This window comes from Porphyrobacter sp. MBR-155 (genome assembly GCF_040547625.1).
GTDB lineage: Bacteria > Pseudomonadota > Alphaproteobacteria > Sphingomonadales > Sphingomonadaceae > Erythrobacter.
In genome coordinates, this window is record NZ_JBEPQB010000005.1 from 195,725 (window position 1) to 221,630 (window position 25,906).

General features: G+C 62.1%; 22 protein-coding genes and 1 tRNA gene. 18 read left to right on the forward strand and 5 right to left on the reverse strand.

The features are described 5' to 3' along the window. The first annotated feature begins 18 nt into the window (after positions 1–18). From tkt to thiE, 7 genes are all read left to right on the forward strand, one after another. The gene (tkt, locus tag ABIE62_RS07360; protein ID WP_354324828.1) at positions 19–1,995 is read left to right on the forward strand and encodes a transketolase; all 1,977 of its coding nucleotides are present in this window, start codon (positions 19–21) and stop codon (positions 1,993–1,995) included. A gap of 15 nt (positions 1,996–2,010) precedes the next feature. Continuing rightward, on the forward strand, positions 2,011–3,018 hold the full coding sequence (gap, locus tag ABIE62_RS07365) for a type I glyceraldehyde-3-phosphate dehydrogenase (protein WP_354324830.1): 1,008 nt from the start codon (positions 2,011–2,013) through the stop codon (positions 3,016–3,018). A 98-nt stretch (positions 3,019–3,116) separates the two neighbouring features. Further along, positions 3,117–4,319, forward strand: a complete 1,203-nt coding sequence (locus ABIE62_RS07370) for a phosphoglycerate kinase (RefSeq protein ID WP_354324832.1) — start codon at positions 3,117–3,119, stop codon at positions 4,317–4,319. A 1-nt stretch (position 4,320) separates the two neighbouring features. After that, on the forward strand, positions 4,321–4,755 hold the full coding sequence (locus tag ABIE62_RS07375) for a DUF4440 domain-containing protein (protein WP_354324834.1): 435 nt from the start codon (positions 4,321–4,323) through the stop codon (positions 4,753–4,755). Continuing rightward, a complete protein-coding gene (locus ABIE62_RS07380; protein WP_354324836.1) occupies positions 4,752–5,204 on the forward strand; it encodes a PaaI family thioesterase in 453 nt (150 codons plus the stop codon). The genes ABIE62_RS07375 and ABIE62_RS07380 overlap by 4 nt, the downstream gene beginning before the upstream one ends. A gap of 167 nt (positions 5,205–5,371) precedes the next feature. Continuing rightward, positions 5,372–6,262 carry a fructose bisphosphate aldolase gene (locus ABIE62_RS07385; protein WP_354324838.1) on the forward strand — a complete coding sequence of 297 codons (891 nt, stop codon included), beginning with the start codon at positions 5,372–5,374 and terminating at the stop codon, positions 6,260–6,262. A gap of 40 nt (positions 6,263–6,302) precedes the next feature. Next, on the forward strand, positions 6,303–6,950 hold the full coding sequence (gene thiE / locus ABIE62_RS07390) for a thiamine phosphate synthase (protein WP_354324840.1): 648 nt from the start codon (positions 6,303–6,305) through the stop codon (positions 6,948–6,950). A gap of 9 nt (positions 6,951–6,959) precedes the next feature. Here the strand turns inward: thiE and ABIE62_RS07395 are convergent, their stop codons facing one another. Further along, positions 6,960–7,382, reverse strand: a complete 423-nt coding sequence (locus tag ABIE62_RS07395; RefSeq protein ID WP_354324841.1) for an elongation factor P — start codon at positions 7,380–7,382, stop codon at positions 6,960–6,962. A 171-nt stretch (positions 7,383–7,553) separates the two neighbouring features. Here ABIE62_RS07395 and efp point away from each other — a divergent pair, with 171 nt between their 5' ends. From efp to ABIE62_RS07415, 4 genes are all read left to right on the forward strand, one after another. Next, positions 7,554–8,117 carry an elongation factor P gene (gene efp, locus ABIE62_RS07400; RefSeq protein WP_354324842.1) on the forward strand — a complete coding sequence of 188 codons (564 nt, stop codon included), beginning with the start codon at positions 7,554–7,556 and terminating at the stop codon, positions 8,115–8,117. 9 nt (positions 8,118–8,126) lie between these two features. Continuing rightward, positions 8,127–8,945 carry an inositol monophosphatase family protein gene (locus tag ABIE62_RS07405; RefSeq protein ID WP_354324844.1) on the forward strand — a complete coding sequence of 273 codons (819 nt, stop codon included), beginning with the start codon at positions 8,127–8,129 and terminating at the stop codon, positions 8,943–8,945. A gap of 165 nt (positions 8,946–9,110) precedes the next feature. Further along, a tRNA-Leu gene (locus tag ABIE62_RS07410) sits at positions 9,111–9,195 on the forward strand. Positions 9,196–9,290: 95 nt separating this feature from the next. Continuing rightward, on the forward strand, positions 9,291–10,616 hold the full coding sequence (locus ABIE62_RS07415) for an amidohydrolase (protein ID WP_354324846.1): 1,326 nt from the start codon (positions 9,291–9,293) through the stop codon (positions 10,614–10,616). A 212-nt stretch (positions 10,617–10,828) separates the two neighbouring features. On the opposite strand, the gene ABIE62_RS07420 is transcribed toward ABIE62_RS07415, so the two are convergent. Further along, positions 10,829–11,014: a hypothetical protein gene (locus tag ABIE62_RS07420; RefSeq protein ID WP_354324974.1), complete on the reverse strand. Its 186-nt coding sequence runs from the start codon at positions 11,012–11,014 to the stop codon at positions 10,829–10,831. A 161-nt stretch (positions 11,015–11,175) separates the two neighbouring features. Beyond that, on the reverse strand, positions 11,176–12,774 hold the full coding sequence (locus ABIE62_RS07425; protein ID WP_354324847.1) for an isocitrate lyase: 1,599 nt from the start codon (positions 12,772–12,774) through the stop codon (positions 11,176–11,178). A 179-nt stretch (positions 12,775–12,953) separates the two neighbouring features. Here ABIE62_RS07425 and ABIE62_RS07430 point away from each other — a divergent pair, with 179 nt between their 5' ends. The 6 genes from ABIE62_RS07430 (at position 12,954) to ABIE62_RS07455 (ending at position 21,898) form a co-directional block, all read left to right on the forward strand. After that, on the forward strand, positions 12,954–14,309 hold the full coding sequence (locus tag ABIE62_RS07430; protein WP_354324848.1) for a helix-turn-helix domain-containing protein: 1,356 nt from the start codon (positions 12,954–12,956) through the stop codon (positions 14,307–14,309). Between the two features lie 122 nt (positions 14,310–14,431). Continuing rightward, entirely contained in the window at positions 14,432–15,817 is a 1,386-nt protein-coding gene (locus ABIE62_RS07435) for a TIGR03013 family XrtA/PEP-CTERM system glycosyltransferase (protein WP_354324850.1), read from the forward strand. Positions 15,818–15,819: 2 nt separating this feature from the next. Further along, positions 15,820–17,940, forward strand: coding sequence for an XrtA/PEP-CTERM system histidine kinase PrsK (prsK, locus tag ABIE62_RS07440; RefSeq protein ID WP_354324852.1), 2,121 nt, complete (start codon positions 15,820–15,822; stop codon positions 17,938–17,940). Continuing rightward, positions 17,940–19,301: a PEP-CTERM-box response regulator transcription factor gene (prsR, locus tag ABIE62_RS07445; RefSeq protein ID WP_354324853.1), complete on the forward strand. Its 1,362-nt coding sequence runs from the start codon at positions 17,940–17,942 to the stop codon at positions 19,299–19,301. The genes prsK and prsR overlap by 1 nt, the downstream gene beginning before the upstream one ends. After that, positions 19,285–20,769: a tetratricopeptide repeat protein gene (locus tag ABIE62_RS07450; RefSeq protein WP_354324855.1), complete on the forward strand. Its 1,485-nt coding sequence runs from the start codon at positions 19,285–19,287 to the stop codon at positions 20,767–20,769. The genes prsR and ABIE62_RS07450 overlap by 17 nt, the downstream gene beginning before the upstream one ends. A 148-nt stretch (positions 20,770–20,917) precedes the next feature. Further along, complete coding sequence (locus tag ABIE62_RS07455; protein ID WP_354324856.1) at positions 20,918–21,898, forward strand: bile acid:sodium symporter family protein; 981 nt, start codon at positions 20,918–20,920, stop codon at positions 21,896–21,898. Here the strand turns inward: ABIE62_RS07455 and ABIE62_RS07460 are convergent. Together ABIE62_RS07460 and panB are read right to left on the reverse strand one after the other, a co-directional pair. After that, positions 21,870–22,949, reverse strand: a complete 1,080-nt coding sequence (locus ABIE62_RS07460; protein WP_354324857.1) for a DUF475 domain-containing protein — start codon at positions 22,947–22,949, stop codon at positions 21,870–21,872. The genes ABIE62_RS07455 and ABIE62_RS07460 overlap by 29 nt on opposite strands. 29 nt (positions 22,950–22,978) lie before the next feature. Next, positions 22,979–23,851, reverse strand: a complete 873-nt coding sequence (gene panB / locus ABIE62_RS07465; protein ID WP_354324859.1) for a 3-methyl-2-oxobutanoate hydroxymethyltransferase — start codon at positions 23,849–23,851, stop codon at positions 22,979–22,981. A 139-nt stretch (positions 23,852–23,990) separates the two neighbouring features. Between panB and ABIE62_RS07470 the strand changes: the two genes are divergently transcribed. After that, complete coding sequence (locus ABIE62_RS07470; protein ID WP_354324861.1) at positions 23,991–25,550, forward strand: amino acid permease; 1,560 nt, start codon at positions 23,991–23,993, stop codon at positions 25,548–25,550. Positions 25,551–25,906: the final 356 nt, after the last annotated feature.

Genomic DNA, 25,906 nt, shown 5'->3' on the forward strand with positions numbered 1-25,906 from the left:
CAGGAGAATTTTGCGCTCATGAGCATCGACGTCGCCCGCCTTCAACCCATGGCCAATGCCATCCGCGCCCTGTCGATGGATGCCGTAGAGGCCGCTAATTCGGGCCACCCGGGAATGCCGATGGGCATGGCCGATGTCGCTACCGTGCTGTGGACGGGGCACCTGAAGTTTGATCCCGCCGCGCCGCATTGGGCTGACCGGGATCGTTTCGTGCTGTCGGCGGGCCATGGGTCAATGCTGATTTACAGCCTGCTGCATCTGTCAGGCTATGCCGCGCCGACCATTGATGACATTCGCAATTTCCGGACGCTGGGCAGTCCGTGTGCGGGCCATCCGGAAAACTTTCTGCTCGATGGGGTGGAATGCACCACCGGCCCGCTGGGGCAGGGCGTGGCGATGGCAGTGGGCATGGCGATGGCCGAGAGGCACCTGAACGCCGTTTATGGCGACGCTCTCGTCGACCACCGCACATGGGTGATCGCGGGCGATGGCTGCCTGATGGAAGGCATCAACCACGAAGCGATAGGGCTGGCGGGGCACCTTGGGCTGGGGCGGCTGAACGTGCTGTGGGACGATAACCGCATCACCATCGACGGCGCGACTGACCTTTCCACGTCCGAGGACATCAAGGCGCGCTATGCTGCGACCGGATGGCACGTGACGGAGTGCGACGGGCATGACTTTACCGATATCGACCGCGCTTTGGCTGAGGCCAAGGCCGATCCGCGCCCATCGCTGGTCGCGTGCCGCACAGTGATCGGCAAGGGCGCGCCGAACAAGCAGGGCACCAGCGCCACCCACGGTGCGGCGCTCGGCGCGGCAGAGGTTGCCGCTGCGCGCGCCGAATTGGGTTGGACGGCTGAACCTTTCGTGATCCCCGGCAACATCGCCGCCGATTGGCACCGGGCAGCCGAACCGGGCCGCGCGGCGCATGGGGCATGGGCGGGGCGGCTAGCGGCGTCCCCGCAGCGGGCGGATTTTGAACGCCGCATGGCGGGCGACCTGCCCGAAGGTTTCAACCTTGATGACCACATCGCGGGCCTGATCGCCGCCCCGCAGAAAATCGCCACCCGCAAGGCGTCCGAAATCGCGTTGGCGGCGATCAATCCGGCGCTGGCCGATACCATCGGCGGCAGCGCCGATCTGACCGGATCGAACAACACGCTGGCCGGCGGAATCGTTACCTTTAACCGTGACAATTACGCGGGCCGTTATGTCAATTACGGCATCCGCGAATTTGGCATGGCCGCGGCGATGAACGGGATGGCGCTGCATGGCGGCGTGATCCCCTATGGCGGCACCTTTCTGGTGTTCACCGATTATGCACGCGGTGCGATCCGGCTTTCGGCCTTGCAGCATTGCCGCGTGATATACGTGATGACGCATGACAGCATCGGGCTGGGTGAAGACGGGCCGACGCACCAGCCGATTGAACACCTCGCGTCGCTGCGGGCGATGCCGAACCTGTTGGTGATGCGCCCGGCCGATGCGGTGGAAACTGCCGAATGCTGGGGAATCGCGCTGGCGCAGAAAGACCGCCCGACCGTGCTGGCGCTGACCCGTCAGAACCTGCCGCAATTGCGGCTTGAGCCGGGTGAAAACCTGTCGGCGCGCGGCGGATACCGGATCCAATCGGCGGCTGCCCCGCGCAAGGTCGTCATCATCGCTACCGGATCGGAAGTTTCACTGGCGGCCCAATGCGCCGCGCAGCTTGAAGCGGCGGGCGTGGGCACTGATGTGGTGTCGATGGTCTGCACCGAATTGTTCGACCAACAAAGCGCAGCCTACCGCGCCGATATCCTGCCCGATGATGCGCTGATCGTCTCGATTGAAGCCGCAAGCACTTTTGGCTGGCAGCGTTACACCGGGCGCGATGGGCTGAATATCGGGATCGACAGCTTTGGCGCTTCGGCCCCGGCGGGCGACCTGTTCGCCCATTTCGGCCTCATCGCTGACACAATTGTTCCGCAAATCCAGAATAAACTGAACAACTAAGCAGGAGTTTTTATCATGGCTACAAAAGTTGCCATCAACGGCTTTGGTCGCATCGGACGTCTGGTTGCGCGCGCGATCCTCGAACGCGATGACCATGATCTCGATCTCGTGTCGATCAATGATCTGGCCGATGCCAAGTCCAATGCGCTGCTGTTCGCTTATGATACAGTGCATGGGCGCTTCGCTGGCGAAGTGACCGCCGATGGCGATGCGATCATCGTCAATGGCAAACGTATCGCCGTCACCGCAGAGCGTGATCCGGGCAAACTGCCGCACGCCGCGATGGGCGTGGACATCGTGCTCGAATGCACCGGGTTCTTCCAATCCGACGAAGCCAGCCGCCCGCATATTACTGCCGGTGCCAAGCGCGTGGTGATTTCCGCGCCCGCGGCCGGCGTGTCCAAGACCATTGTTTACGGGGTCAATCACGACACGCTGACGGGCGATGACGTGATCATCTCCAATGCCAGCTGCACCACCAACTGCCTCGCCCCGGTCGCGAAGGTGCTGAATGATGTGATCGGGATCGAACGCGGGTTCATGACCACGATCCATTCCTACACCAACGATCAGAAGATGCTCGATCAGATCCACAAGGACTTGCGCCGGGCGCGTGCCGGGGCGCAGAACATGATCCCGACCACCACCGGCGCGGCGCGTGCGGTTGGTTTGGTGCTACCCGAACTGAAGGGCAAGCTTGATGGATCGTCAGTGCGCGTGCCGACCCCCAATGTCAGCATGGTCGACCTGGTGTTCGTGCCCAGCCGCGAAACCAGTGTTGATGAAATCAACGCTGCGTTGAAGGCGGCGGCCGATGGCCCGATGAAGGGCGTGCTGGATTTCACCGATCAGCCGCTCGTGTCCTCGGATTTCAACCACTACCCCGCCAGTTCGACGGTCGACAGCCTCGAAACCAGCGTGATGGATGGCAAACTGGCCCGCGTGGTCAGCTGGTATGACAATGAATGGGGCTTTTCCAACCGGATGGTCGATACCGCCGGAGTGATGGCGAAGTTTTTGTAAGCGAGCTTCGTCACCCCGGCGCAGGCCGGGGCCCAGAGCGAATGAGCGTGGCCGGAGCCTCTGGGTTCCGGCCTACGCCGGAATGACGGGTGAATAAGATGGCCAAGTTCAAGACTCTCGATGATCTGCCCGCTGACCTGACCGGCGAGGTCGCGCTGGTGCGCGTTGATCTCAACCTGCCGATGAAGGATGGATCGGCCACTGATCTGACGCGGGCCGTGGCGGTAAAGCCGACCATCCTCGAACTCGCGGGCAAGGGCGCGAAGGTGCTGTTGCTTGCGCATTTCGGGCGTCCGGGCGGGCAGCGTTCCTCGGTGCTGTCGACCAGCATGGTGGTGGGCGATGTCGAGGATGTGCTGGGCAAGGAGGTGATGTTCATCCCCGAAATCACCGGGCCAGTTGTGGAACAATCGATCGGTATTCTGCGCGGCGGCGATATCGGCTTGCTCGAAAATACCCGCTTCTGGCCGGGCGAGGAGGCCAATGATCCGGCGCTGGCGCAGGCGATTGCCGCGCACGGCACGCTCTATGTCAACGACGCCTTCAGCGCCGCACACCGCGCCCATGCCACCACCGAAGGGCTGGCGCATCACCTGCCTGCCTATGCCGGGCGGTCAATGGAGGCCGAATTGAAGGCATTGGATGCCGCGCTTGGCAATCCCGAAACGCCGGTCGCGGCAGTGGTCGGCGGGGCGAAGGTTTCGACCAAGCTCGCCGTGCTCGAACACCTTGTGGGCAAGGTTCAGCACCTGATCATCGGCGGGGGCATGGCCAACACCTTCCTCGCCGCGCGCGGGGTCAATGTCGGCAAAAGCCTGTGCGAACATGATCTGGCCGCCACCGTCACCCGGATCATGGACGAGGCCGATCATGCCGGATGCACCGTTCACCTGCCCTATGATGTTGTCGTAGCAAAGGAATTCGCCGCCAATCCGGCATCCTTGCGCACTTGCAACGTCCATGAAGTCGCCGATGACGAGATGATCCTCGACCTTGGCCCGCAGGCGACAGAAGCGCTTGCCGATGTGCTCAAGACCTGCCGCACGCTGGTGTGGAACGGGCCGCTGGGCGCGTTTGAAACCGAACCGTTTGATACGGCCACCGTGGCGCTGGCGCGGACTGCGGCGGCGCTGACGCTGGAAGGATCACTGATCAGCGTGGCGGGCGGCGGGGATACTGTTGCGGCGCTGGCACAAGCGGGCGCGGGCGATAATTTCACCTATGTTTCAACCGCTGGCGGGGCATTCCTCGAATGGATGGAAGGCCGCGTCCTGCCCGGCGTGGCCGCGCTGGAGGCCTGACATGGCCGATGTTAGTGCCGAGATCGAGGCGCTGGCGCTGGGCGCGATGCGCGCCTGGGTGGCGGGCGATGCCAAGGCGATGAAGAAACTGACCGCGCGCGATTTCATGTTCATGGTCGGCACGCTGCCACCGCAATTGCTCGACCGGCCGAGCTTTATCGCCGCGATGGAGCGCGGCTTTGCCTGCACCAAATTCGCCTTTCGCGAAGTGTTCGTTCGCCAGCATGGCAAGAGCGCATGGTTCATCGCCGGAGCGGAGCTTGAATTGCGCCTTGGCGGGAAGGTGTGGACAGGGCCTTTCCTTTTGTCCGCCCTGTGGCGGCGCGGCAGTATCTCGCGCAACTGGAACCTTAACGACATGAGCCTCGCGCGGCTGGAAGAGGGCGACCGCATCGCCGATGCAGTGCGCGGCCTGCAATTGTGGAAACAGGCATGAGCGAGGCAGTTGAAACCAGCTACGGCACGCTGACAACGGTGGAAACGGGCGAATTTTCCGGGTGGCGATATTGGCAGGGCGATCCGTTCGAAACCCGTTCCGGCCCGTTCTTCATGAAGCGCGAGCCGGATGGTTCCTATGTCAGCGCCTTCCGTGCCGAAGCGCGGCACATGAACGGCGGCGGGTTCATGCACGGCGGCTGCCTGCTGACCTTTGCCGATTTCGCGCTGTTTGCCATCGCCACCGATGAACTGGCCGGCGATCATGCCGTTACGCTCAACCTTGCGGGCGATTTCCTCGGTTCGGTCAACCCCGGCGCGCTGGTTGAGGCGCGCGGTGAGGTGACCCGCGGCGGGGGCAAGACCATCTTTGTGCGCGGAATGGTGACAGGCGATGGTCAGCCTGCGCTCAGCTTTACCGGCATTATCAGGCGCTTGTCGCGACGTTGATCGCTGCGAGGTAGCTCCGCGCGCAATCCACCTGTGTGCAGATGCAGCATTGATATTGCAGCGCGTCGATCTCGTCGCTAAGGGCACTTACGAGAGTTATGCATAGGTATGCAGAAACCTCGAAAACAAGTCCCGCCCACCCAGTTGCGTCATCGGAGAACGCCGCAATGAACTTGCAAACCATGACTGATCGTATTGCCTCAGCGCAGGGCTTTATCGCCGCGCTCGATCAGTCGGGTGGTTCCACCCCCAAGGCGCTGCATGGCTACGGTGTCGCGGATGGCGATTGGTCGAGCGAAGATGAAATGTTCGCGCAAATCCACGCGATGCGCGCGCGTGTCATCACATCGCCCTGTTTCGGCAGCGGCAAGGTGATCGGCGCGATTCTGTTTGAAAAAACGATGGACGGTGTGGTTGACGGGGTATCGACCGGCGATGCGCTGAAGGCGCGCGGGATCGTACCGTTTATCAAGGTGGATCAAGGCCTTTCGGATGAGGCTGATGGCGTGCAGTTGATGAAGCCGCTGACCAAACTGCCAGAACTGCTCGAAAAATCCCTCGCAGCCGGGATGTTCGGCACCAAGATGCGGTCGGTCATCAAATCCGCCAATCCGGCCGGGATCGCCGCCATCGTGGCGCAGCAATTCGACGTCGCAAGGCAGATCATTGCCGCTGGGCTGATGCCGATTTTAGAGCCCGAATATGACATAACCGCCGCCGATCGCCCCGCCGGGGAAGCGATGCTGCTGGCCGAAATCTCCAGGCAGCTTGAAGCACTGCCCGATGGCCAGCAGGTGATGCTCAAGCTGTCGATCCCGGCGACCGCAGGCCTTTACACGCCGTTGACGCAGCATCCCAAGGTGCTGCGCGTGGTCGCGCTGTCGGGCGGATTTTCGACCGATGATGCCTGTTCGCAGCTAGCCCGGAACCCCGGCATGATCGCCAGCTTCAGCCGCGGGCTGTTGCAGGATCTGCGAAAAGGTCAGTCGGACAAGGAATTCGACGCGGTGCTGGGCAAGGCCATCGACCAGATCGCCAGCGCCAGCGTCGCCGGTTGAACAGGTGACAGATGCCGCGCGAGCGATTAGCGCGCATGGCATGACCGAAACTCAGCTTTATCTCATTTCGCCGCTTGATGTGACCGGCGACTTTCCCGAACGGCTCGAACGCGCGCTGGCGGCGGGCAAGGGGCCGAAAAGCCAGCTTGTCACCGCGTTCCAGTTCCGGGTGAAGGGCCTCGACAACCACGAAGCCGCCGCGCTCGCCGCGCCCTTGCAGGCGATCTGCGCCGCGCATGATGTCGCCTTTATCGTCAACGATTCGGTGGCGCTGGCCAAGCGGTTGAAGGCGGATGGTGTGCATCTGGGGCAGGACGATGGATCACCCCGCGAAGCGCGCGAAGAACTGGGGCGTGAGGCGCAGATCGGCGTGACCTGCCATGCCAGCCGCCACAAGGCGATGGATGCGGGCGAGGCGGGGGCCGATTATGTCGCATTCGGCGCGTTCTATCCCTCCACCACCAAGGATAAAGGGCCGGACGCTGAACGGCCTGACCTCGAACTGCTGCAATGGTGGAGCCAGATCTTCGAAATTCCCTGCGTCGCGATTGGCGGGATCACCCCCGACAATTGCGCCCCGCTGATAGAGGCTGGCGCAGATTTTCTCGCCGTGTCGGGCGCGGTATGGGGCGGGGACGAAGTCGCTGCTGTGCAAGCCTTCGCCAAGGCGATCGCCGAATCGCGTTGAAACGGCGCGCTAAAACGTCGAGCCGAGCCGGGTGCAGATCAGCTTGCTCGGACTCCCGTCGGCATTCAATTTTTGCAAGGTGTTATCGCCAAGCCGCCGGAAACGCTGATCTTTCTTGGGGCCGCGGGTGAACAACACTTCATCCCCGCGCATCAGGTAAATCCCGTTGCCTTCGGCGTTGACGTAGCTTGACGCGGCGCCGATGCGAAAGCCTTCTTCGGCCACGACATCAAAGGCCACACTGCCGGCATCACCCGGCAGCGCGCATTCGTAGTTCCCATGCTGGAGAATGCCGAGCACCCCGGACGAAGGCCTATCGTCGCGGTTAGGCGGGAGTGATTTTGCGCGATCCTGCCCGTAGGCGCTTCCCGGCAGGAAGGCGGCGGCGGCAGCGGCGCTGATGATCAGCAGGAAAATGTAACGGGTCTTCATGATGGGTTCGCCTCTATCAGCCAGCAGCGGCGAAGGCCAAGCCTTTCAGCAGGCTTCTGCCCGCGCTTGCCGGGACGGGCAGGCTCGGCTATGGGCGCGCATCATTTTCGGGCGCTTGCGTTTCGGCGCGGTGCGCTCTCACCACTTCCTTGCACAAAGGCCAATAGCCCCATGAAGATCAGCGGCGTCGATATTCGCCCCGGCAATATCCTTGAATATGAAAAAGGCATCTGGAAGGTCGCCAAGATCCAGCATACCCAGCCGGGCAAGGGCGGGGCCTATATGCAGGTCGAAATGAAGAACCTGCAGGATGGCCGCAAAACCAACGTGCGGTTCCGTAGCGCCGACACGATTGAGCGCGTGCGGCTCGACACCAAGGAATTCCAGTTCCTCTATGCCGAGGGTGATGATCTGGTGTTCATGGACAATGACACCTTCGAACAGATCACGCTGCCCGGCGATCTGCTCGGCGATGCGCGCCCGTTTTTGCAGGACGGGATGCAGGTCAATCTTGAACTGTGGGACGAAAGGCCGATCTCGGTCGAACTGCCCGCGCAGATCGAAGCAACGATTGTCGACGCGGACGCGGTGGTGAAGGGGCAGACGGCCTCGTCGAGCTATAAGCCCGCGATCCTCGATAACGGCGTGCGGATCATGGTGCCGCCGCATATCGGCAGCGGCACGCGGATCATCGTCGATGTCTATGAACAGGCCTATGTCGGCAAGGCGAACTGAGCAAAACTGATGGCAGCTATTTCCGGCCTGATCCGCGTAATGGAACGCGCCGCGCGCAAGGCGGGCGGGCGTTTGCGGCGCGATTTCGGCGAAGTCGAACATTTGCAGGCAAGCCGCAAAGGCCCGGCTGATTTCGTCAGCAAGGCGGATATCCGCGCCGAACGCACGCTGTATGACGAACTGCTCACCGCGCGGCCCGGCTGGGGCTTCGTGATGGAGGAAGCCGGCGTGATCGAAGGTGATCCCGGAATGCCGCGCTGGATCGTCGATCCGCTTGATGGCACCACCAATTTCCTCCACGGCATCCCGCATTTCGCGATTTCCATCGCCGCGCAGGAACCCAAGCCCGATGGCAGCGGCTGGGGCGATGTGGTGGCGGGCGTGGTCTATCAGCCGATCACCGATCAGACCTTCTGGGCGGAAAAATCGCGCGGTGCGTGGTTGCAGGACGCGCGGTTGCGGGTCTCGGCGCGTTCACGGCTGGCCGATTCGCTGGTGGCCACCGGGGTGCCGTTCTTCGGACACGGTGACTTTGCCGAATGGAGCCGGATTTTCGGCGCGATTGGCCCGGAGGTTGCGGGCATCCGCCGGTTCGGCGCCGCCTCGCTCGATCTGGCTTACGTCGCGCAGGGCCGGTTTGACGGGTTCTGGGAAAGCGGCCTGTCGGAATGGGACACCGCAGCCGGGTGCCTGCTGGTGCGCGAGGCGGGCGGATTCGTATCCGATTTCCGCGGGCGGTCAGCCCCGATCCATGCTGATCAGGTGCTGGCGGCCAATGATGTGCTGCATTCACGGCTGCATAAGCTGTTGGCGGGGGCGCTGCGGTAAGGTTTCCGAGCGCTCCAGATCCTGCCTAGGTGGCGCTAGACCCCTGCTAGACCCCACTTAGACCCCTGCTAGGCCCCATCCAGACCAATGTTTCACGTGAAACAATGCCGCTTGACGCTTGATGCGGATCGCACACCTCGCTAACAGGCCCGCTCCCGCGCAGGCGCCCCTGTGGTGGAATTGGTAGACGCGCTCGACTCAAAATCGAGTTTCGAAAGAAGTGCCAGTTCGAGTCTGGCCAGGGGCACCACCGCCGCTTTCCCATAAACCGCTTGTGCAGGCCCCACGAAATTGGGTAGCCTTCGCCAAGGGTCACGTTCGAGCCCTGCCATTGAGGGGAACGTTATGCGGTTAAAGACAATCCTAGCCGGGGCAAGCGCGCTGACGCTGTTGGCGGCACCGGCGCAGGCTGACGATTTGCGCGAAGCGGTGGCCGCTGATCTGCCCGAATTGGTGACGCTTTATCAGGATTTGCACGCCAACCCTGAATTGTCGTTCCAGGAGTTTGAAACCGCCAAGAAACTCGCCGCCCGCGCCCGTGCGCTGGGGTTTGAAGTGACCGAAGGCGTCGGCAAAACCGGCGTGGTTGCGGTGATGAAGAACGGCGATGGCCCCACCGTCATGCTGCGTGCCGACATGGACGGATTGCCGGTGATCGAACAGACTGGGCTGCCCTATGCCTCAACGCGCCGCGCGGTGCCTGCCACCGGGATCGAAACCGGGGTGATGCACGCCTGCGGCCACGATACCCACATGGCGGCCTGGATCGGCACCGCGCAATTGCTGTCCGAACGCCGCGATCAATGGTCGGGCACGCTGGTGATGATCCTGCAACCGGCCGAGGAGATCGGCGAAGGCGCACTCGCGATGATCGAAGACGGGCTTTACACCCGTTTCCCGAAGCCTGATTACGTGCTGGCCTTCCACGATGCGGCGCAGGCCCCTGCTGGGGTGATCGCCTATTCGAAAGGCTTTGCGCTGGCGAATGTCGACAGCGTCGATGTGGTGGTTCCCGGCGTCGGCGGACATGGTGCCTATCCGCATACCGCCAAAGACCCGATCGTGATCGCCGCCAGCATCGTCAGCCGGTTGCAAACGCTGGTGAGCCGCGAATTGAACCCGCTTGAACCGGGGGTGGTGACAGTCGGCAGCTTTCAGGCCGGGTCAAAGCACAACATCATTCCCGATGAAGCACGGCTGCAAATCACCGTGCGCAGCTACACCGACGAGGCGCGCAAGCAGCTGCTCGACGGGATCGCCCGGATCGCCAGGGGAGAGGCGCTGGCCGCCGGAATGCCCGACGACAAGCTGCCCAAGGTCACTGTGTCAGATCCCTATACCCCGGCGACATACAACAACCCCGAATTCACCGATCAGGTCATGGCAGGATTGAAAACCCGGTTCGAAGGCCGCGTGTTTGAAGCGCCGAGCGTGATGGGGGGTGAGGATTTCAGCCAGTTCCGTCGCGCTGATCCTGACAATGTCCAATCGCTGATCTTCTGGGTTGGCGGTGTGCGGCCGGGCGAATGGGCGAAATCGGAACGCGGCGAGATCGAACTTCCCTCGCTCCACTCACCATTCTGGGCACCCGACGCCCCGGTGGTGATCGCGACTGCAACTGAGGCGCTGACCGCGACCACGCTTGATCTGATGGCGAAATCTGGGGGATAGGAGTTTTTGTGTTCCGCATCGCTTCCGCGATGCGAAATCCTCGCTCCCTTTGGTCGCTGCGGGCGGCCGGTCGCCCTTGCGGTTGCTGCGCAACCGATTGTGCTTCAGTTCGTAGGCATCGGCACATTTAAAAAAATTCAGCCGCCGGATCGCCCCAGCGAAGGAGCATTCCGGCGGCCGTTTCTCCTCCCCAGGAGAATTGTTGAACGGGGTTATTCCGAATCCGGCACGTAGGTGCCGAGCCGGTGGTGCAGCGCGTTGATCTTCGCCAGCTCCTCGCGGTCTTCGGTCGCGCGGGCGTGGCTTTCCAGCGCGCGGCGCAGCAGCTTCATGTCGGCCGTTGACAGCAGCGCGCGGGCGCGGGCGGGCTCGGTCTTGGGGGTATCAGTATCGCTCATCATCAGTCTCCTCGGGCGGCTTGCACCCTTGCGCGCTTAGGCGTTTCGGCAGCCAACCGGAAGGCGGCAAGCGCGATTTCCGGTTGGCTGTCATGTGGCATCCTCTTGCTGCTGACCGTCATCTGCGGCCATGCAGCATTCCACCTGCGGTGAGGCTGCGTTTATGCCGCCTCGAACTGGTTCATCGTATTGTGCGCGCCGCCGGCCTTTAACGCGGCTTCACCGGCGAAGTATTCCTTGTGATCATCGCCGATGTCGCTGCCGGACATGTTCTGGTGCTTCACACAGGCAATGCCTTGACGGATTTCTTCACGCTGCACGTTCTTTACGTAACCCAGCATCGCTTGTTCGCCGAAATACTCGCGGGCGAGGTTGTCGGTGCTGAGTGCCGCCGTGTGATAGGTCGGCAGTGTGATGAGGTGGTGGAAAATCCCCGCCCGCGCTGCACCATCGCGTTGGAAGGTGCGGATCTTCTCGTCGGCTTCGGCGGCCAGTTCAGTGGTGTCATAATCGACACTCATCAGCTTGGCGCGGTCATAGGCCGACACGTCTTTGCCTGCTTCGGCCCAGGCATCGAACACCTGCTGACGGAAGTTGAGCGTCCAGTTGAAGCTGGGCGAGTTGTTGTAGACGAGCTTCGCGTTCGGCACGACTTCGCGGATGCGATCAACCATTTCGGCGATCTGTTCGACGTGCGGCTTTTCGGTCTCGATCCACAGCAGATCGGCACCGTTTTGCAAGCTGGTGATGCAGTCGAGCACCACGCGGTCCACGCCGGTGCCGGGGCGGAACTGGTAAAGGTTCGAAGGCAGGCGCTTGGGCGCGAGCAGCTTGCCATCGCGGCTGATGAACACCTGACCATTGGTTATGTTGGCAGGGTCAACTTCATCGGCATCGAGGAAGGCGTTGTACTGGTCGCCCAGATCGCCCGGTTCCTTGGAGAATGCGATCTGCTTGGTCAGGCCAGCGCCGAGCGAATCGGTGCGGGCAACGATGATCCCGTCGTCCACGCCCAGTTCGAGAAAGGCATGGCGGCAGGCGCGGATTTTCTGGAGGAAATCCTCGTGCGGCACGGTTACTTTACCATCCTGATGGCCGCACTGCTTTTCGTCCGACACCTGATTTTCGATCTGGAGCGCGCAGGCGCCTGCCTCGATCATCTTCTTGGCGAGCAGATAGGTCGCCTCGGCGTTGCCGAAGCCTGCGTCGATATCGGCGATGATCGGCACGACGTGGGTTTCGTAATTGTCGATCGCGTTTTCGAGCCGCTTGGCTTCGACCGCGTCACCTGCCGCACGGGCCGCGTCGAGCGCACGGAACATCCCGCCAAGCTCGCGCGCGTCAGCCTGCTTGAGGAAGGTGTAGAGTTCGGCAATCAGCGCAGGCACCGAGGTTTTCTCGTGCATCGATTGATCGGGCAGCGGGCCGAATTCGCTGCGCAGCGCGGCGATCATCCAGCCCGACAGATACAGGTAACGCTGCTTGGTGGTGCCGAAATGCTTTTTGATCGCGATCATTTTCTGCTGCGCGATGAAGCCGTGCCAGCAGCCCAGCGACTGGGTGTATTGCGCCGGGTCGGCATCATAGGCCGCCATATCGGCGCGCATGATCTTGGCGGTGTAATTGGCGATGTCGATCCCGGTGGCGAAACGGTTCTGGGTCGCCATGCGCGCGGCGCTTTCGGGATCGATTGCGGCCCAGCTTGGCCCATTGGCGGCGACGATGTCGCGCATGTGGGTGATGGTGTTGTGGTAGGTCATATGCTTCTCCTGTCCGTTCTGGGCAGTGGTGCGGGCCTGGTAGGGCTTGCACCTTCGGATGAGCAGGCTGTGCCATGGTGCGGCGCAGCATAACAGGAAAACTTACAGAAAATCGTGTGGCTATGCGGACTTTTGGCCCTGATCTTGTGTAAATCAGTAAAGTTATTTACAGCGTGACCATGTCCGACACCAATCTCCTCGCTGGCCCGGCGTTGCGCCGCTTGCGCAAGCGCGAAGGCTTTACCCAAGCCGCGATGGCATCCGCGCTGGGCATCTCTCCATCCTATCTCAATCTTATCGAACGCAATCAGCGCCCGCTATCGGCGAAAGTGCTGGTGCGGGTGATCGAACGGTTTGATTTTGACCCGCGTTCCCTGCGTGAGGACGATGCGATTGGCGGCATCGACGGGCTGATCCGGCGGATGGCGGATAAACGCTTTGCCGATCTGGGAATCGACCGCGAGGAAGTGCAGGAGTTCCTGTCCGCCGCCCCCCAGATTGCAGCAGCATTTGCTCGGCTTTATGACAGTAGTGGAAGTGGTGGGCGGGCCGAGGCCGAAGATGCCACCGCGGCTGCGCGCCGGGTGATCGAACGCTGGCAGAACCATTTTGCCGATCTCGATCACGCCGCCGAAGCCCTTGCTGACGAACTGCGCCTGTCGCGCGGGGAAATCAGCGCCGCGCTGAGCGAACGGCTGCGCGAAAGGCACCAGTTGTCGGTGCGCATCCTCCCGGCAGAGGTGATGCCGGGGCAGGTGCACCGGCTCGACCTGCATGCGCGCCAATTGCAATTGTCCGAGATGCTGCCCGGCGCGGCGCGGCGATTCCAGATTGCGCGGCAGGTCGGCACGCTCGAAATGCGTGAGGCGATTGAAGCGCTGGTGGCAGGTGCGAACCTCGCATCGACCGAAGCGCGCGACCATTTGCGTGAGCACATCAGCGACTATCTGGCGGGCGCGCTGCTGCTGCCTTACCGCCGGTTTATGCGGGCTTGCGAGGCGACCGGATATGATCTGGAAGTGCTGCAACGCCGCTTTGCTGTCAGCTTTGATCAGGTGGCGCAGCGCCTGACCACATTGGGCCGGGTGGGAGAGCGCGGGCTGCCGTTCTTCACCGCCACGATTGATCGCGCCGGACGGTTGACCCACTTCACGGCGGGCGGCAGCGGCGCGATTTACCCGCTCGAAGGCGCGCTATGGCCAGCATGGGTGCCGTTCGCGGCTTTTGAACGGCCCGGCACGGTGCTGACGCAGGCAGTGACTTTCGGGGAAGGCGAAGGCACGGCGCGGCACTGGTTTACCATCACCCGCACGGTCGATGGCGACGGGGTGATGTGCGCGGGCCGCAGCTCCGTGGTGCTGGGGATCGAAGCGCGCTTCGCGGGCGATCTGGCCCACGCGCGCGGTGTTTCTCTGGACCGCGCGGATGCGGTGCCGCTGGGCACTCCTTGCCTGCGTTGTGGGCGGACGGAATGCCTGACGCCCGCACCGGCACGTTTGGCGAGCGTATTACCACGACTGCGGCCCGGTTCCTGACGCGGTATTAACCGTCATATGCAGCAGAAAACCGCGAGTCAGTAAACGGTGTAAAGTTTACCGACACTTAAGGTCTCAGCGTTAAAACCGGGCGCAGCCAAGCACCAAAGGCCCGCCCTGTCATGATCCGCCTGTTCAAGCATTATATCCCACACGCCGTGCTGCTGCTCGGTCTGCTTGATCTCGGCTTGCTGATATTGGCGAGCGAAGCGGCGTGGCAATTGCGCGCGCATCAGATCGGCATGGATGTGGGCAGCCTCGCCGATCGGTGGATTGCGTTGATCGGGACTGCGGCGGTGATCTGGCTCGCGATGATTTCGGTCGGTGTTTACGGCCCCAATGCGCTGCGCAGTTTGCGCTTTGCGGGCGCGCGGGTGCTGGTGGCGATCAGCCTGGGCATCATCACGCTGGCGGTGATCGACTTTATCATCCCGAGCGACCTGTTCTGGCGTTCAACGCTGCTTTACACGATGGGCTTCGCCATCCTTGTGCTGGTGGCGGATCGTTTGCTGCTCAACAGCTTCCTCGGCTCCTCCGCCTTTCGCCGCCGGGTAATGGTGCTGGGCGCGGGCGACCGGGCGCAGCGGCTGCGCGAATTGGCCGAAAAACCCGAAACCGGTTTCGTGATCGTCGCCTTTATCGCGATGAGCGACGACACGCGTGTTGTCGAAGAAGCGATCCCGCGTTCGGCGATCCACGATCTGGGCCGGTTCGTCGAAAACCTCGGCGTGAGCGAAGTGGTGCTGGCACTGCAGGAACGCCGCAATGCCCTACCGCTGAAAGACCTGCTGCGGATCAAGACCAAGGGCGTCCACGTCAATGATTTTTCCAGCTTTATCGAGCGTGAGACCGGGCGCGTCGATCTCGACACCATCAATCCCAGCTGGCTGATTTTTTCTGACGGGTTTTCCAGTGGGCGGATGTTTTCGAGCGCGGTCAAGCGCGTGTTCGATATCACCGCGAGCGTCATCCTGCTCGCGCTGACGCTCCCGCTTATTGCGCTGTTTGCGGCTCTGGTGAAGATCGACAGCAAAGGCCCGGCGTTTTTCCGTCAGCAGCGCGTGGGTCTGTTTGGTCAGACGTTCACGCTGATTAAACTGCGGTCAATGCGCACCGATGCCGAGAAAGACGGGGCCAAGTGGGCCGAGGAAAACGACCCGCGCATCACCCGGCTTGGCCGGTTTATCCGCAAGGTCAGGATCGATGAACTGCCGCAGACGTGGAGCGTGCTTAAAGGCCAGATGAGTTTCGTCGGCCCGCGCCCCGAAGTGCCGTCTTTCGTCGAAAGTCTGGAAGAAGAAATCCCGTTCTATGGCGAACGGCACATGGTCAAACCCGGCATCACCGGCTGGGCGCAGATCAATTATCCTTATGGCGCGTCGGTTGAAGACAGCCGCTGCAAGCTGGAATATGATCTTTATTACGCCAAGAATTATACGCCCTTCCTCGACTTCGTGATTCTGTTGCAGACTATGCGCGTGATCCTGTGGCCGGAGGGTGCACGGTGATCATGGCCGGCACCATCATGCCTTTGGCGACATCGCTGGCATGGCTGGCGGGCGCGGTGTTGAGCGCGGGCGCAATGCTGTGGTTGTGGCAGCATGGTGAGCGTGCGCGGCCGGATCGCGGCGCGTTGCTCGCGGCGGCTGGGTGCAGCGCCGTGTGGTGTTCGCTGACAGCCGGGCTTGGGCCAGACCACGGTGCTGCAATCACTGCGGCAATGGCCCGCAATCTGGCGCTGATCGCGGCGATATTCTGCCTGTTCTCTGCTGATGGACGAGCCGACAGCCTCAAACCTATCCGCCCGGTGATCATTGCGCTGGTGCTGGTGCAACTGTTGCAACCCGTGGTGCTGTTGTTCCAGTGGCGGGCGAGCGAAGTTCCCGGCATCGCCCGCGCGGCGTTTGAAGTGCGCCTCATCATAGATATGCTGGTGTCGATTGGGGCATTGATGTTGCTTCACAATCTCTATGCCGGGGCGGCAAATAACCTACGCCCGATCCTGCGCTGGACAGGAATCGCGCTGGCCGGCATTTTTGCCTATGATCTCAATCTCAGCACGATCAGCTATCTCAGCGGGCAAAACCCGGCTGGGCTTACGGATCTGCGCGGATTGTTTGCCGGGATCATGGCGGGGCTGTTTGCACTTGGCATGAACGCTTCAGGGCCGCGGGTGCAGTTCAATCCGTCGCGCGCGGTGACTTTTCGAACCCTCTCGCTGTTGCTGATCGGCGGTTACTTCGCGCTGATGGTGCTGGTGACCAAATCACTGGCGCTGATCGGCGGAGATATCGCCCGGGTGAGCCAGATCATGTTTGTGGTGCTGGCGATTGTCGGTGCGGGAATCGCGCTGCCATCGGCGCGGGTCAGGGGCTGGCTGCGGGTCATGGCGACCAAGCATCTGTTCCAGCACCGTTACGATTACCGCGAGGAATGGCTGCGCTTTACCCGCACCATCGGCCACGCCGGGGCAGGCACCGCAAGTTTGCACGAACGTGCGATCAAGGCATTGGCTGACATTACCGAAAGCCCGGCAGGGCTGTTGTTGATGCCTAACGAAGAAGCGCTGCTGGAATTGACCGCGCGCTGGAACTGGCCGACGATTGCGGTGCCTGCCGCGGCGGCAGATTATGGGTTTTCGGGCCTGATCGAACAGCATAACCTGGTGCTCGCCTTCGATGAGGCGCGCGGGGGCATCGATCATCACGGGGAACTGCCGCTGGTGCCTGCGTGGCTGATCGAGGCCGAGGATGCGTGGGCGCTGGTGCCGTTGCTCCATTTTGATCGCTTGGTGGGTGCGATTGTGCTCGCGCGGCCGCGAATTGAACGCCAGCTTGACTGGGAAGATTTCGATCTGCTGCGCGTCGCAGGTCAGCAGCTTGCCAGTTATCTGGCCGAACAGGCCGGGCAACAGGCCTTGATGGACGCCAGCCGGTTCGACGAATTCAACCGTCGCATCGCGTTTGTGATGCACGATATCAAGAATCTTGTCAGCCAGTTGTCGCTGCTGGCGGCCAATTCCGAAAAGCACGCTGATAACCCCGCGTTCCGCGCCGATATGCTGGTTACGCTGCGCAATTCGGCGGATAAGCTTTCGGCCTTGCTTGCTCGGCTGGGCCGCTATGGATCGGGACAGGTGCACGATCTTGCGCCGATTGATCTTGCTGCGCTTGCTCGCGCGATTGCCGAGCGGTTCCGCACGGTGCACCCGGTAATGCTGACCCGAGAGACGCCAGTAGAGGTGATGGGAAACCGCGAAGGTCTTGAACAAGCGCTGATCCACCTGGTTCAGAACGCGATTGATGCGAGTGAAGTGGGCGCGCCGGTGTTCCTCGATGTCGCTGGAGATGGGCTGCATGGCGTTATCGAAGTGGTTGATACTGGAGAAGGCATGACCCCCGAATTCGTCCGCACCGGCCTGTTCAAACCCTTCACATCATCGAAACAGGGCGGGTTCGGCATCGGCGCGTTTGAAGCCCGCGAACTCGTCAAGGCGATGGGCGGGCGGGTTGCGGTGGAATCGCGCGAAGGGCTGGGCACGCGCTTCACCGTGACGCTGCCGATTGCCGAGGCTGCGCGGCTGCTGGCCGGCCAAACTGCGCCTGAACCACCATCACAAGAGGTCGCCTGATGTCTGACAAGAAACCCGTACTGCTGGTGATCGAGGATGATCCCGGCCTGCAGGCCCAGCTGAAATGGGCCTATGATGATTTCGAAGTCGTGATCGCGGGTGACCGTGACAGCGCGCTCGCAGCCTTGCGGGCGGAGGTTCCCGGCGTGGTCACGCTCGATCTCGGCCTGCCGCCCGATCCCGACGGCACCAGCGAAGGCTTTGCCGTGCTCGATGCGATCATGGCGCTGAAGCCCGACACCAAGGTAATCGTCGCCAGCGGCCACGGCGCGCGTGAAAGCGCGTTGGAGGCGATCGCGCGCGGGGCCTATGATTTTTACCAGAAACCGATTGATATCGCGACGCTTGGCCTGATCGTCCGGCGCGCGTTCAACCTACGCGCAATCGAACAGGAAAACCGCAGGCTGATTGCCAGCAACAGCGCCGACAAGACCGTGCTTGGCCGCCTGATCACCGCCGCGCCAGAAATGGTCAAGGTCGCACGCACCATCGAACGTGTCGCCAAAACCAGCGTGTCGGTGATGTTGCTGGGTGCCAGCGGGACGGGCAAGGAATTGCTTGCCCAAGGCCTGCACGATACCAGCGACCGCGCTGACGGGCCGTTTGTCGCGATTAACTGCGCGGCTATCCCTGAAAACCTGCTCGAAAGCGAGCTGTTCGGGCATGAAAAGGGCGCGTTCACCGGGGCGATCAAGACCACCGAAGGCAAGATCGAAAGCGCCAATGGCGGCACGCTGTTCCTTGACGAGGTCGGCGACATTCCGCTCCCCCTTCAGGTCAAGCTGCTGCGGTTCCTGCAGGAACGCACCATCGAACGCGTCGGCGGACGCAAGGCGATTGCGGTCAACACCCGGATTGTTTGTGCCACCCATCAGGATCTTGAAAGCATGATCACGGCTGGGGCTTTCCGCGAAGACCTGTTTTACCGGCTTGCCGAAATCGTGGTGCGCATTCCCGGCCTTGCCGAACGCCACGGCGATCCGGTGCTGCTGGCGAAAGTGTTCCTCAAACGCTTCGCCGCAGAGATGAACCCCGGCGTCACCGGCTTTGCTCCCGATGCCCTCGCCGCGATTGATGCGCATGACTGGCCGGGCAATGTCCGCGAGCTGGAAAACCGGGTGAAACGGGCGGTGATCATGGCCGATGGCAAGCTGATCAATGCCGATGACCTCGATTTTGGCACGGAGGAGGAAGACGCCAATGTCCTCAACCTCAAAGCCGCGCGGGAGGCAGCGGATCGCCGGGTGATCCGCCACGCGCTTGCGCGCAGTGAAGGCAATATCTCCAGCACCGCCAAGCTGCTCGGGGTCAGCCGCCCGACGCTTTATGACCTGCTCAAGCAGTATGATTTGCAGGCGTGAAACCCGCGCTGCGCTAGCCGCTCTGATCCTGACGCTGACGGGCTGTGCGGGGGAGGGCGACACGGGTGCGCCAGACCCATCCGCGATGCGCGATCCGGCGGTTGCGATCCTGCTGGACGATGCCGATTCGGCAATGGCGCAGGGCGCGTTGGCCGAAGCGGGTAGCAAGCTTGACGCAGCGCGCGTGCTTGCGCCCGATGATCCTGATCTGTGGGTTGCGATTGCCCGGCTGCGGTTTCGTGGCGGCGAACATTTCACCGCACTCGAAGCGGCAGACCGTGCGCTGGAACTTGGCCCCCGTCACGCGCCCGCACTGCTGATGCGGGCGCTGATGGTGCGCGATGCGCATGGGCCAGCCAAGGCGCTGGCGTGGTTCGAGGCGGCGCTGGCAGCTGATCCGCATAATGCCGAGGTGTGGGCCGAATACGCGGCGACGCTTGGCGATAGCGGACGCAACCGGGCGATGCTACGGGCGGTTCGCAGGCTGGCAGAAATTGCGCCCGATGATGCGCGGGTGTTCTATTTGCAAGCCGTGCTGGCCGCGCGCGGCGATAACCCCGCGCTCGCCCGCAGCCTGTTGCAGCGTAGCGGGCTGGCCGCGCGCGAGGTGCCTGCGGCGATGCAGCTTGACGCGGTGCTGAGCCTTGCCAACGGCAATTACGATAGCGCAGCCGTGACGCTTGAAACGCTGACCGCGCGCCAACCGGGCAACGCCCGTGCGCGCGAATTGCTCGCCAGAGCCTTGCTGCTGGCGGGGCGCGAGGCGGATCTGGTTGCGCGTTTCAGTGCCGAAACGCAGCTGGCAGAAGCCTCGCCCTATCTCATCATGCTGGTGGCGCGGGCGCATGAACGACTGGGCGACCGGGCGCGAGCGGCACCGCTGCTGGCGCGTGCCTATGGCGGCGCGCGGCGCACACCGATCGCACTGGCAGATCGTCCCGGCCTGCCGCCGCCAACCGCTTCGATGCGTTCCGATGCGTTGGCTGGAAACTGGACAGGCGCGCAGGCGCAGGCGCAGGATTTGCGCGTTCGCTTTGCGGCATCGGCAGATGTGGCGAGCCTTGCCGGTGATGCCAGCTATGGCGCGGGAGATATTCGTGCGGCGCTTGCCGCCTATGCGCTGGCCGCCAGGGTGAAACGCCCTTGGCCGATGACCCGAAAGATCGCGTTTGCCTCGCGCATGGCCGGAGACGCGGAGGCAGCCGATGCCTTACTGGCGCGTCATGTTGCGGGCGAGCCATTGGCGATAAGCGGACTGGTCGAATTGGCCGATGTCCAAGCCCAACGGGGGGACTGGGCGCGGGTTGCAATGTTGCTCGACCATGCGATCAGGCTGGGCGGCGGGCATGATCCTGCGCTGCTGAGCTTGCGCGTGGAGGCCGCTCGGGCGCTGAATCGGCCCGCCGATGCGCAGCATTTCGCCCGGTTGCTGGCTCACATCAGGCCGGGCACCTTGGCGCAGCATTAGAGCATCGTGCTGAAAAGTGGGAACCGGTTTTCAGCTTTTTACGATGCGACAACAAAAGCTAGAGCGGGCGACCTGCGTCAGATTTAACGCAGCCCGCTCTAGCGACAGGCTCGACAAGCGGGCAAGCGCGGGGCAGGGCGGCTTGCCAATGTCCCAACCTCGATCCCTCCTGCGCCTGCCATTATTCAGCGATCCGATGGTCGCCGTGTTGCTGGCGGCGACCACGCTGGCGCTGTTGCTGCCCGCCACCGGAGAAGCGCGCCGCTTTGCGAGTGCCGTTTCCAATGGCGGGATATTCGTGCTGTTCCTCGTCAACGGAATGCGCATCCGGCGCGGCGAGATCGCGCGCGGGCTGGCCAACTGGCGCTATTTCGCGCCGCTGATGCTGTTCGTGTTTGGCGCGATGGCGCTGGCGGGGGTGGGGTTTGCTAGCCTTGCAGGAAACGCCTTGCCGCCGCTGGTGGCGCTGGGGTTTGTCTATCTTGGCAGCCTGCCATCAACGGTGCAATCGGCGACGTCCTATACCAGTCTGGCGCATGGCAATGTGGCGCTGGCGGTGGTCGGCGCGGCGCTGATCAATATCACGGGGGTGTTTATAAGCGCGCCGTTGTTCGCACTGCTGGGCGGGGGCAGCGCGGGCGAGATCGGCAGTGAGGCGATCATCCGGATCGGGTTGATCCTGATATTGCCGTTCGTGATCGGACAGGTGGTACAGGATCGCGTGTTCGATCGTATCACCGCCCACCGTGCGCGCATCGTGTGGCTTGACCGGGCGGTGATCGGCATGGCGGTGTATGTCGCGTTCTCCGGCGCGGTCGAGCACGGGCTGGGCGCGATGTTTGCGCCTGCCGATTGGCTGGTGCTGATCGGGCTGGTGCTGGCGATGCTGGGGTTGGCGCTGGCCGGGGCATGGGGCAGCGGCGGCGCGCTGGGCCTGCCGCGCGCTGACCGGATCGCATTTCTGTTCGCAGGGTCGCAGAAAAGCGTTGCCATCGGCGCGCCGCTCGCTGCTATTCTGTTTCCACCCGCCAGCGCCGGGTTCGTGATTGCCCCGCTGCTACTCTATCACCTTGCGCAACTGGTGGTGGCCGCGCCGCTGGCTACGCGTCTGGCGCGGACTGCCCAATAGCTTCGGCCCGGCGTTCCGCCCGGTTGTGACGGATTGACCACCCCAGCGACAGCCCGATCAGGGTCGCGCCAATCAATCCGGTGAAGGTTTCAGGAATGTGATAGCGCGCCGATATCAGCATGATCCCACCCAGCACGATAATCGCCCAGAACGCGCCGTGTTCAAGATAGCGATATTGCGCCAGCGTTCCGGCTTTGACGAGATGGATCGTCATTGAGCGCACGAACATCGCGCCTACGGATAGGCCAATGGCGATCACGATCATGTTGTTCGACAGCGCAAACGCCCCGATCACGCCGTCAAAGCTGAAGCTGGCGTCGAGCACTTCGAGATACAGAAACCCGCCTAACCCTGACCGCACGATAGCGCCGCTGGCCTTTTTGGCGGCTTCGCGCTGTTCGATGATCGCCCCCAGCGCATTCACCCCGATATAGGTGACAAGGCCGAGGATGCCTGCGGTGAGAAATGTGTTTGCATCATCGGGGGCAAGCATTGTCGAAACGCCATAGACCAGTGACAGCACCAATCCGATTTCCACCGCCGGGACGTTCGAGAAGCGGTTGATCGCCTGTTCGACCGATGCGATCCAGTGCACTTCCTTGTCAGAATCGAAGAAGAAGCTGAGGCCGACCATCGCAAGGAACGCGCCGCCAAACCCGGCAATGCCGATATGTGCGCTTGAAACGATACGCTCATATTCCTGCGGATCACCAAGTGAGAGTTGGATCGCATCCCAAGGGCCGATCTGCGCCGCGATTGAAACAATCGCGATCGGAAACACGATCCGCATCCCGAACACCGCAATCAGGATGCCGATAGTCAAAAAGCGTTGCTGCCATACCGGGTCCATTTCACGCAGCACCGTGGCGTTAACCACCGCATTATCAAAGCTGAGCGAGATTTCGAGGATCGAGAGCACAAACACGATCCATAGAACCGACAGCATCCCCGCAAGATTGCCACTGCTGACCCAGCCATAATAGGCTGCCAGCGCAAAACAGACAGCCGTGAAGCCGAGCGAAAATGTGTAGAAACGCAGCAAAGTCTGCATGACAGAAAGAGGCCTTGAATAGGAGAGGGTCAGCCCTTGGGCTGATATGTCTGTTCTTCGCCGGGGAAGGCGCGGCTGCGCACTTCATCGGCATAGCGGGCAACGGTGCGGTCGATCAATCCGGCGACGTCTTCGTAGCGTTTCACGAAGCGCGGAACGCGTTCAAACATGCCGAGCATATCTTCAGTCACCAACACCTGCCCATCGCACTGCGCCGAAGCGCCAATGCCGATGGTGGGGCAGGACACCGCCTTGGTTGCGGCAATCGCGATCGGTTCAACCACGCCTTCGATCACGATGGCAAAGGCCCCGGCGTCGTCGAGCGCCTTAGCATCGCTGACGATCTTCTCGGCCTCGGCGTCGGAACGCCCGCGCGCGCCATATCCGCCGAGCACATTGACCGCCTGCGGGGTCAGGCCGACATGGCCCATCACCGGGATGCCGCGCTGGTTGAGGAACGCGATGGTCGGTGCCATCGCTGCCCCGCCTTCGAGCTTTACCGCAGCCGCGCCGGTCTGTTTGAGCAGGAAAGCTGCGCTTTCAAACGCTTGCTGCGGCGAACTTTCGTAAGAGCCGAACGGCATGTCGATCACCACCACCGCATGATAGGAACCGCGCACCACCGCTGCGCCGTGGTTTGCCATCATCTCCAGCGTCACCGGAATGGTCGAGGGCAGGCCATAGATCACTTGCCCCAGCGAATCCCCGACCAGCAGCAGATCGCAATGCGCATCAAGCAATTGCGCCTGCCGCGCGGTATAGGCGGTGAGCATCACCAGCGGTTCAGCCGTCACCCCATCCTGTTTGCGGTTGCGGATGCCGGGAACGGTAAACCGCCGCATCGGCTGCGGGGTGGGGTTGGCACGGCTGGTGCTGGTATCTAGCTGGAAGGTCGTTGACATGATGTCCCCGCGTCTAGCGATTGTCTGCGCTTGGGGAAAGAGCGCGCTTTCGACTTGTGTTGCGCCGGTGTTACGCTAGCTTCCGTCCCCGACGATCGCGCGGGGGATCTGCTTGCGATCAGTGGGAGATTTATTCCAGATGTTTCTTGACAGGGTAAAGCCGCTTGATGCGATCCTCGCAGCAGCGGAGAAGAAATCGCTCAAGCGCACGCTCGGCGGATTGCAACTGATGCTGTTCGGCATCGGCAGTATCATCGGCACCGGGATATTCGTGCTGACATCTGCGGGGGCGCAGAAAGCCGGGCCGGGTCTGATGCTGGCCTTCGCCATTGCGGGGCTGATCTGTATTGTCGCGGCTTTATGCTATGCTGAAATCGCCTCGACCATTCCGGTATCGGGTTCGGCTTATACCTACACCTATGCGACGATGGGCGAATTTCTCGCTTGGACAGTGGGCTGGGCGTTGGTGCTCGAATACGCGATCGCGGCGAGCGCCGTTTCTGTGGGGTGGTCAGGCTATTTCGTCGGCACAATCCTCAATGAGACATTCGGGATACACCTGCCAGCCGCGCTTTCGGGTGGGCCGCTGGCGTTTGGCGGGGTCGAGGGAGGTATTATCAACCTTCCTGCTTTCGTGATCGCACTGCTGGTTACCTGGTTGCTGCTGATCGGCACCAGCGAAAGCGCCAAGGTCAACGCGGTGCTGGTGGCGATCAAGGTGACTGCGCTCACGATCTTCATCGTGTTGACCCTGCCCGAAGTTGATGCGGATAAATTCAACCCGTTCCTGCCGGCTGGCGTTTTTGGCGGTTGGGGCACGGGTGTCGGCGCGGTCGGCGCTGCGGCGACGATCTTCTTCGCCTATGTCGGTTTCGATGCGGTTTCGACCGCAGCTGAAGAAACCAAAAACCCGCAGCGCAACGTTCCGATCGGGCTGATCGGTTCGCTGTTGTTCTGCACGGTGTTCTACATTCTGGTGGCAGCCGGGGCGATTGGCACGATTGGTGGTCAGCCGATCATGGGCCCGGGCGGCGTTCCGTTCCCGGCCGGTTCAGAAGAACTTGCACGGCAATGCGCCATGCCGGCCTATTCCGCTGCGTTGGTATGTTCGGATGAAGCGTTGGCCCATGTGCTGCGGCAGATCGGCTATTCGGGGATCGGTAATGCGCTGGGCTATGCCGCGTTCATTGCCTTGCCATCGGTGATCCTGGTGCTGCTGTTTGCGCAGACCCGCATCTTCTTCGTGATGAGCCGTGACGGCTTGCTTCCCGATGTGCTTAGCCGGGTTCACCCCAAGTGGCAGACCCCGCATGTGGTGACGATGATCACCGGCGCGGCGGTGGCGGTTGGTGCCGCGTTCCTGCCGGTGGGCAAGCTGGCTGACATTGCCAATGCCGGAACACTGTACGCCTTTGCGATGGTCGCGCTGGCGGTGATGGTGCTGCGGCGTAAGCGGCCTGATGTGAAGCGGCCATTCCGGGTTATGGGCTTGTGGGTCATTGCCCCTGCGGCGATGGCAGGCTGTCTGTTCCTGTTCTTCAATCTGCCGTTCGAAGCAATGATCGTATTGCCAACATGGACTGTGGCCGGGGTGCTCATGTATGTCGCCTATGGCCGCAGCCGCAGTCATCTGGGACGCGGGGTCGTGGAAGTGGTTGATGATGTGCTGGGAGAGGAAACACTCCTGCCTAAGGGCTAATCCGGTTTTTGATCAATGCCGTTTGAGACAATTAGAGGGGCGCCTGGTTCAGGCGCCCCTTTTTTGTTGGTTGACGAAGCGATTGCCAAGCTCACAAATGGAACATAATATGAACAGATGAGTCGTTCAGCTATGTCCTCGCACCTTTCATCTGCCCGCGCTGTGCTTCGCGTACCCCCGGAATCGCGCTGGCGACTGGCGTTACTGGATTTACCGCCAAGGGATCGCAGGCGACGGGCGCGGCGGGGTGCCCGATTGGTTTCTGCACGGGGCTGTATGCCTAGGGCCCTGAGCCTAGGTGTTGCCTTTAAGCCTCCTTATAGGCCTGCTTAGAGTTCCTTTACGTGTTTATGCGA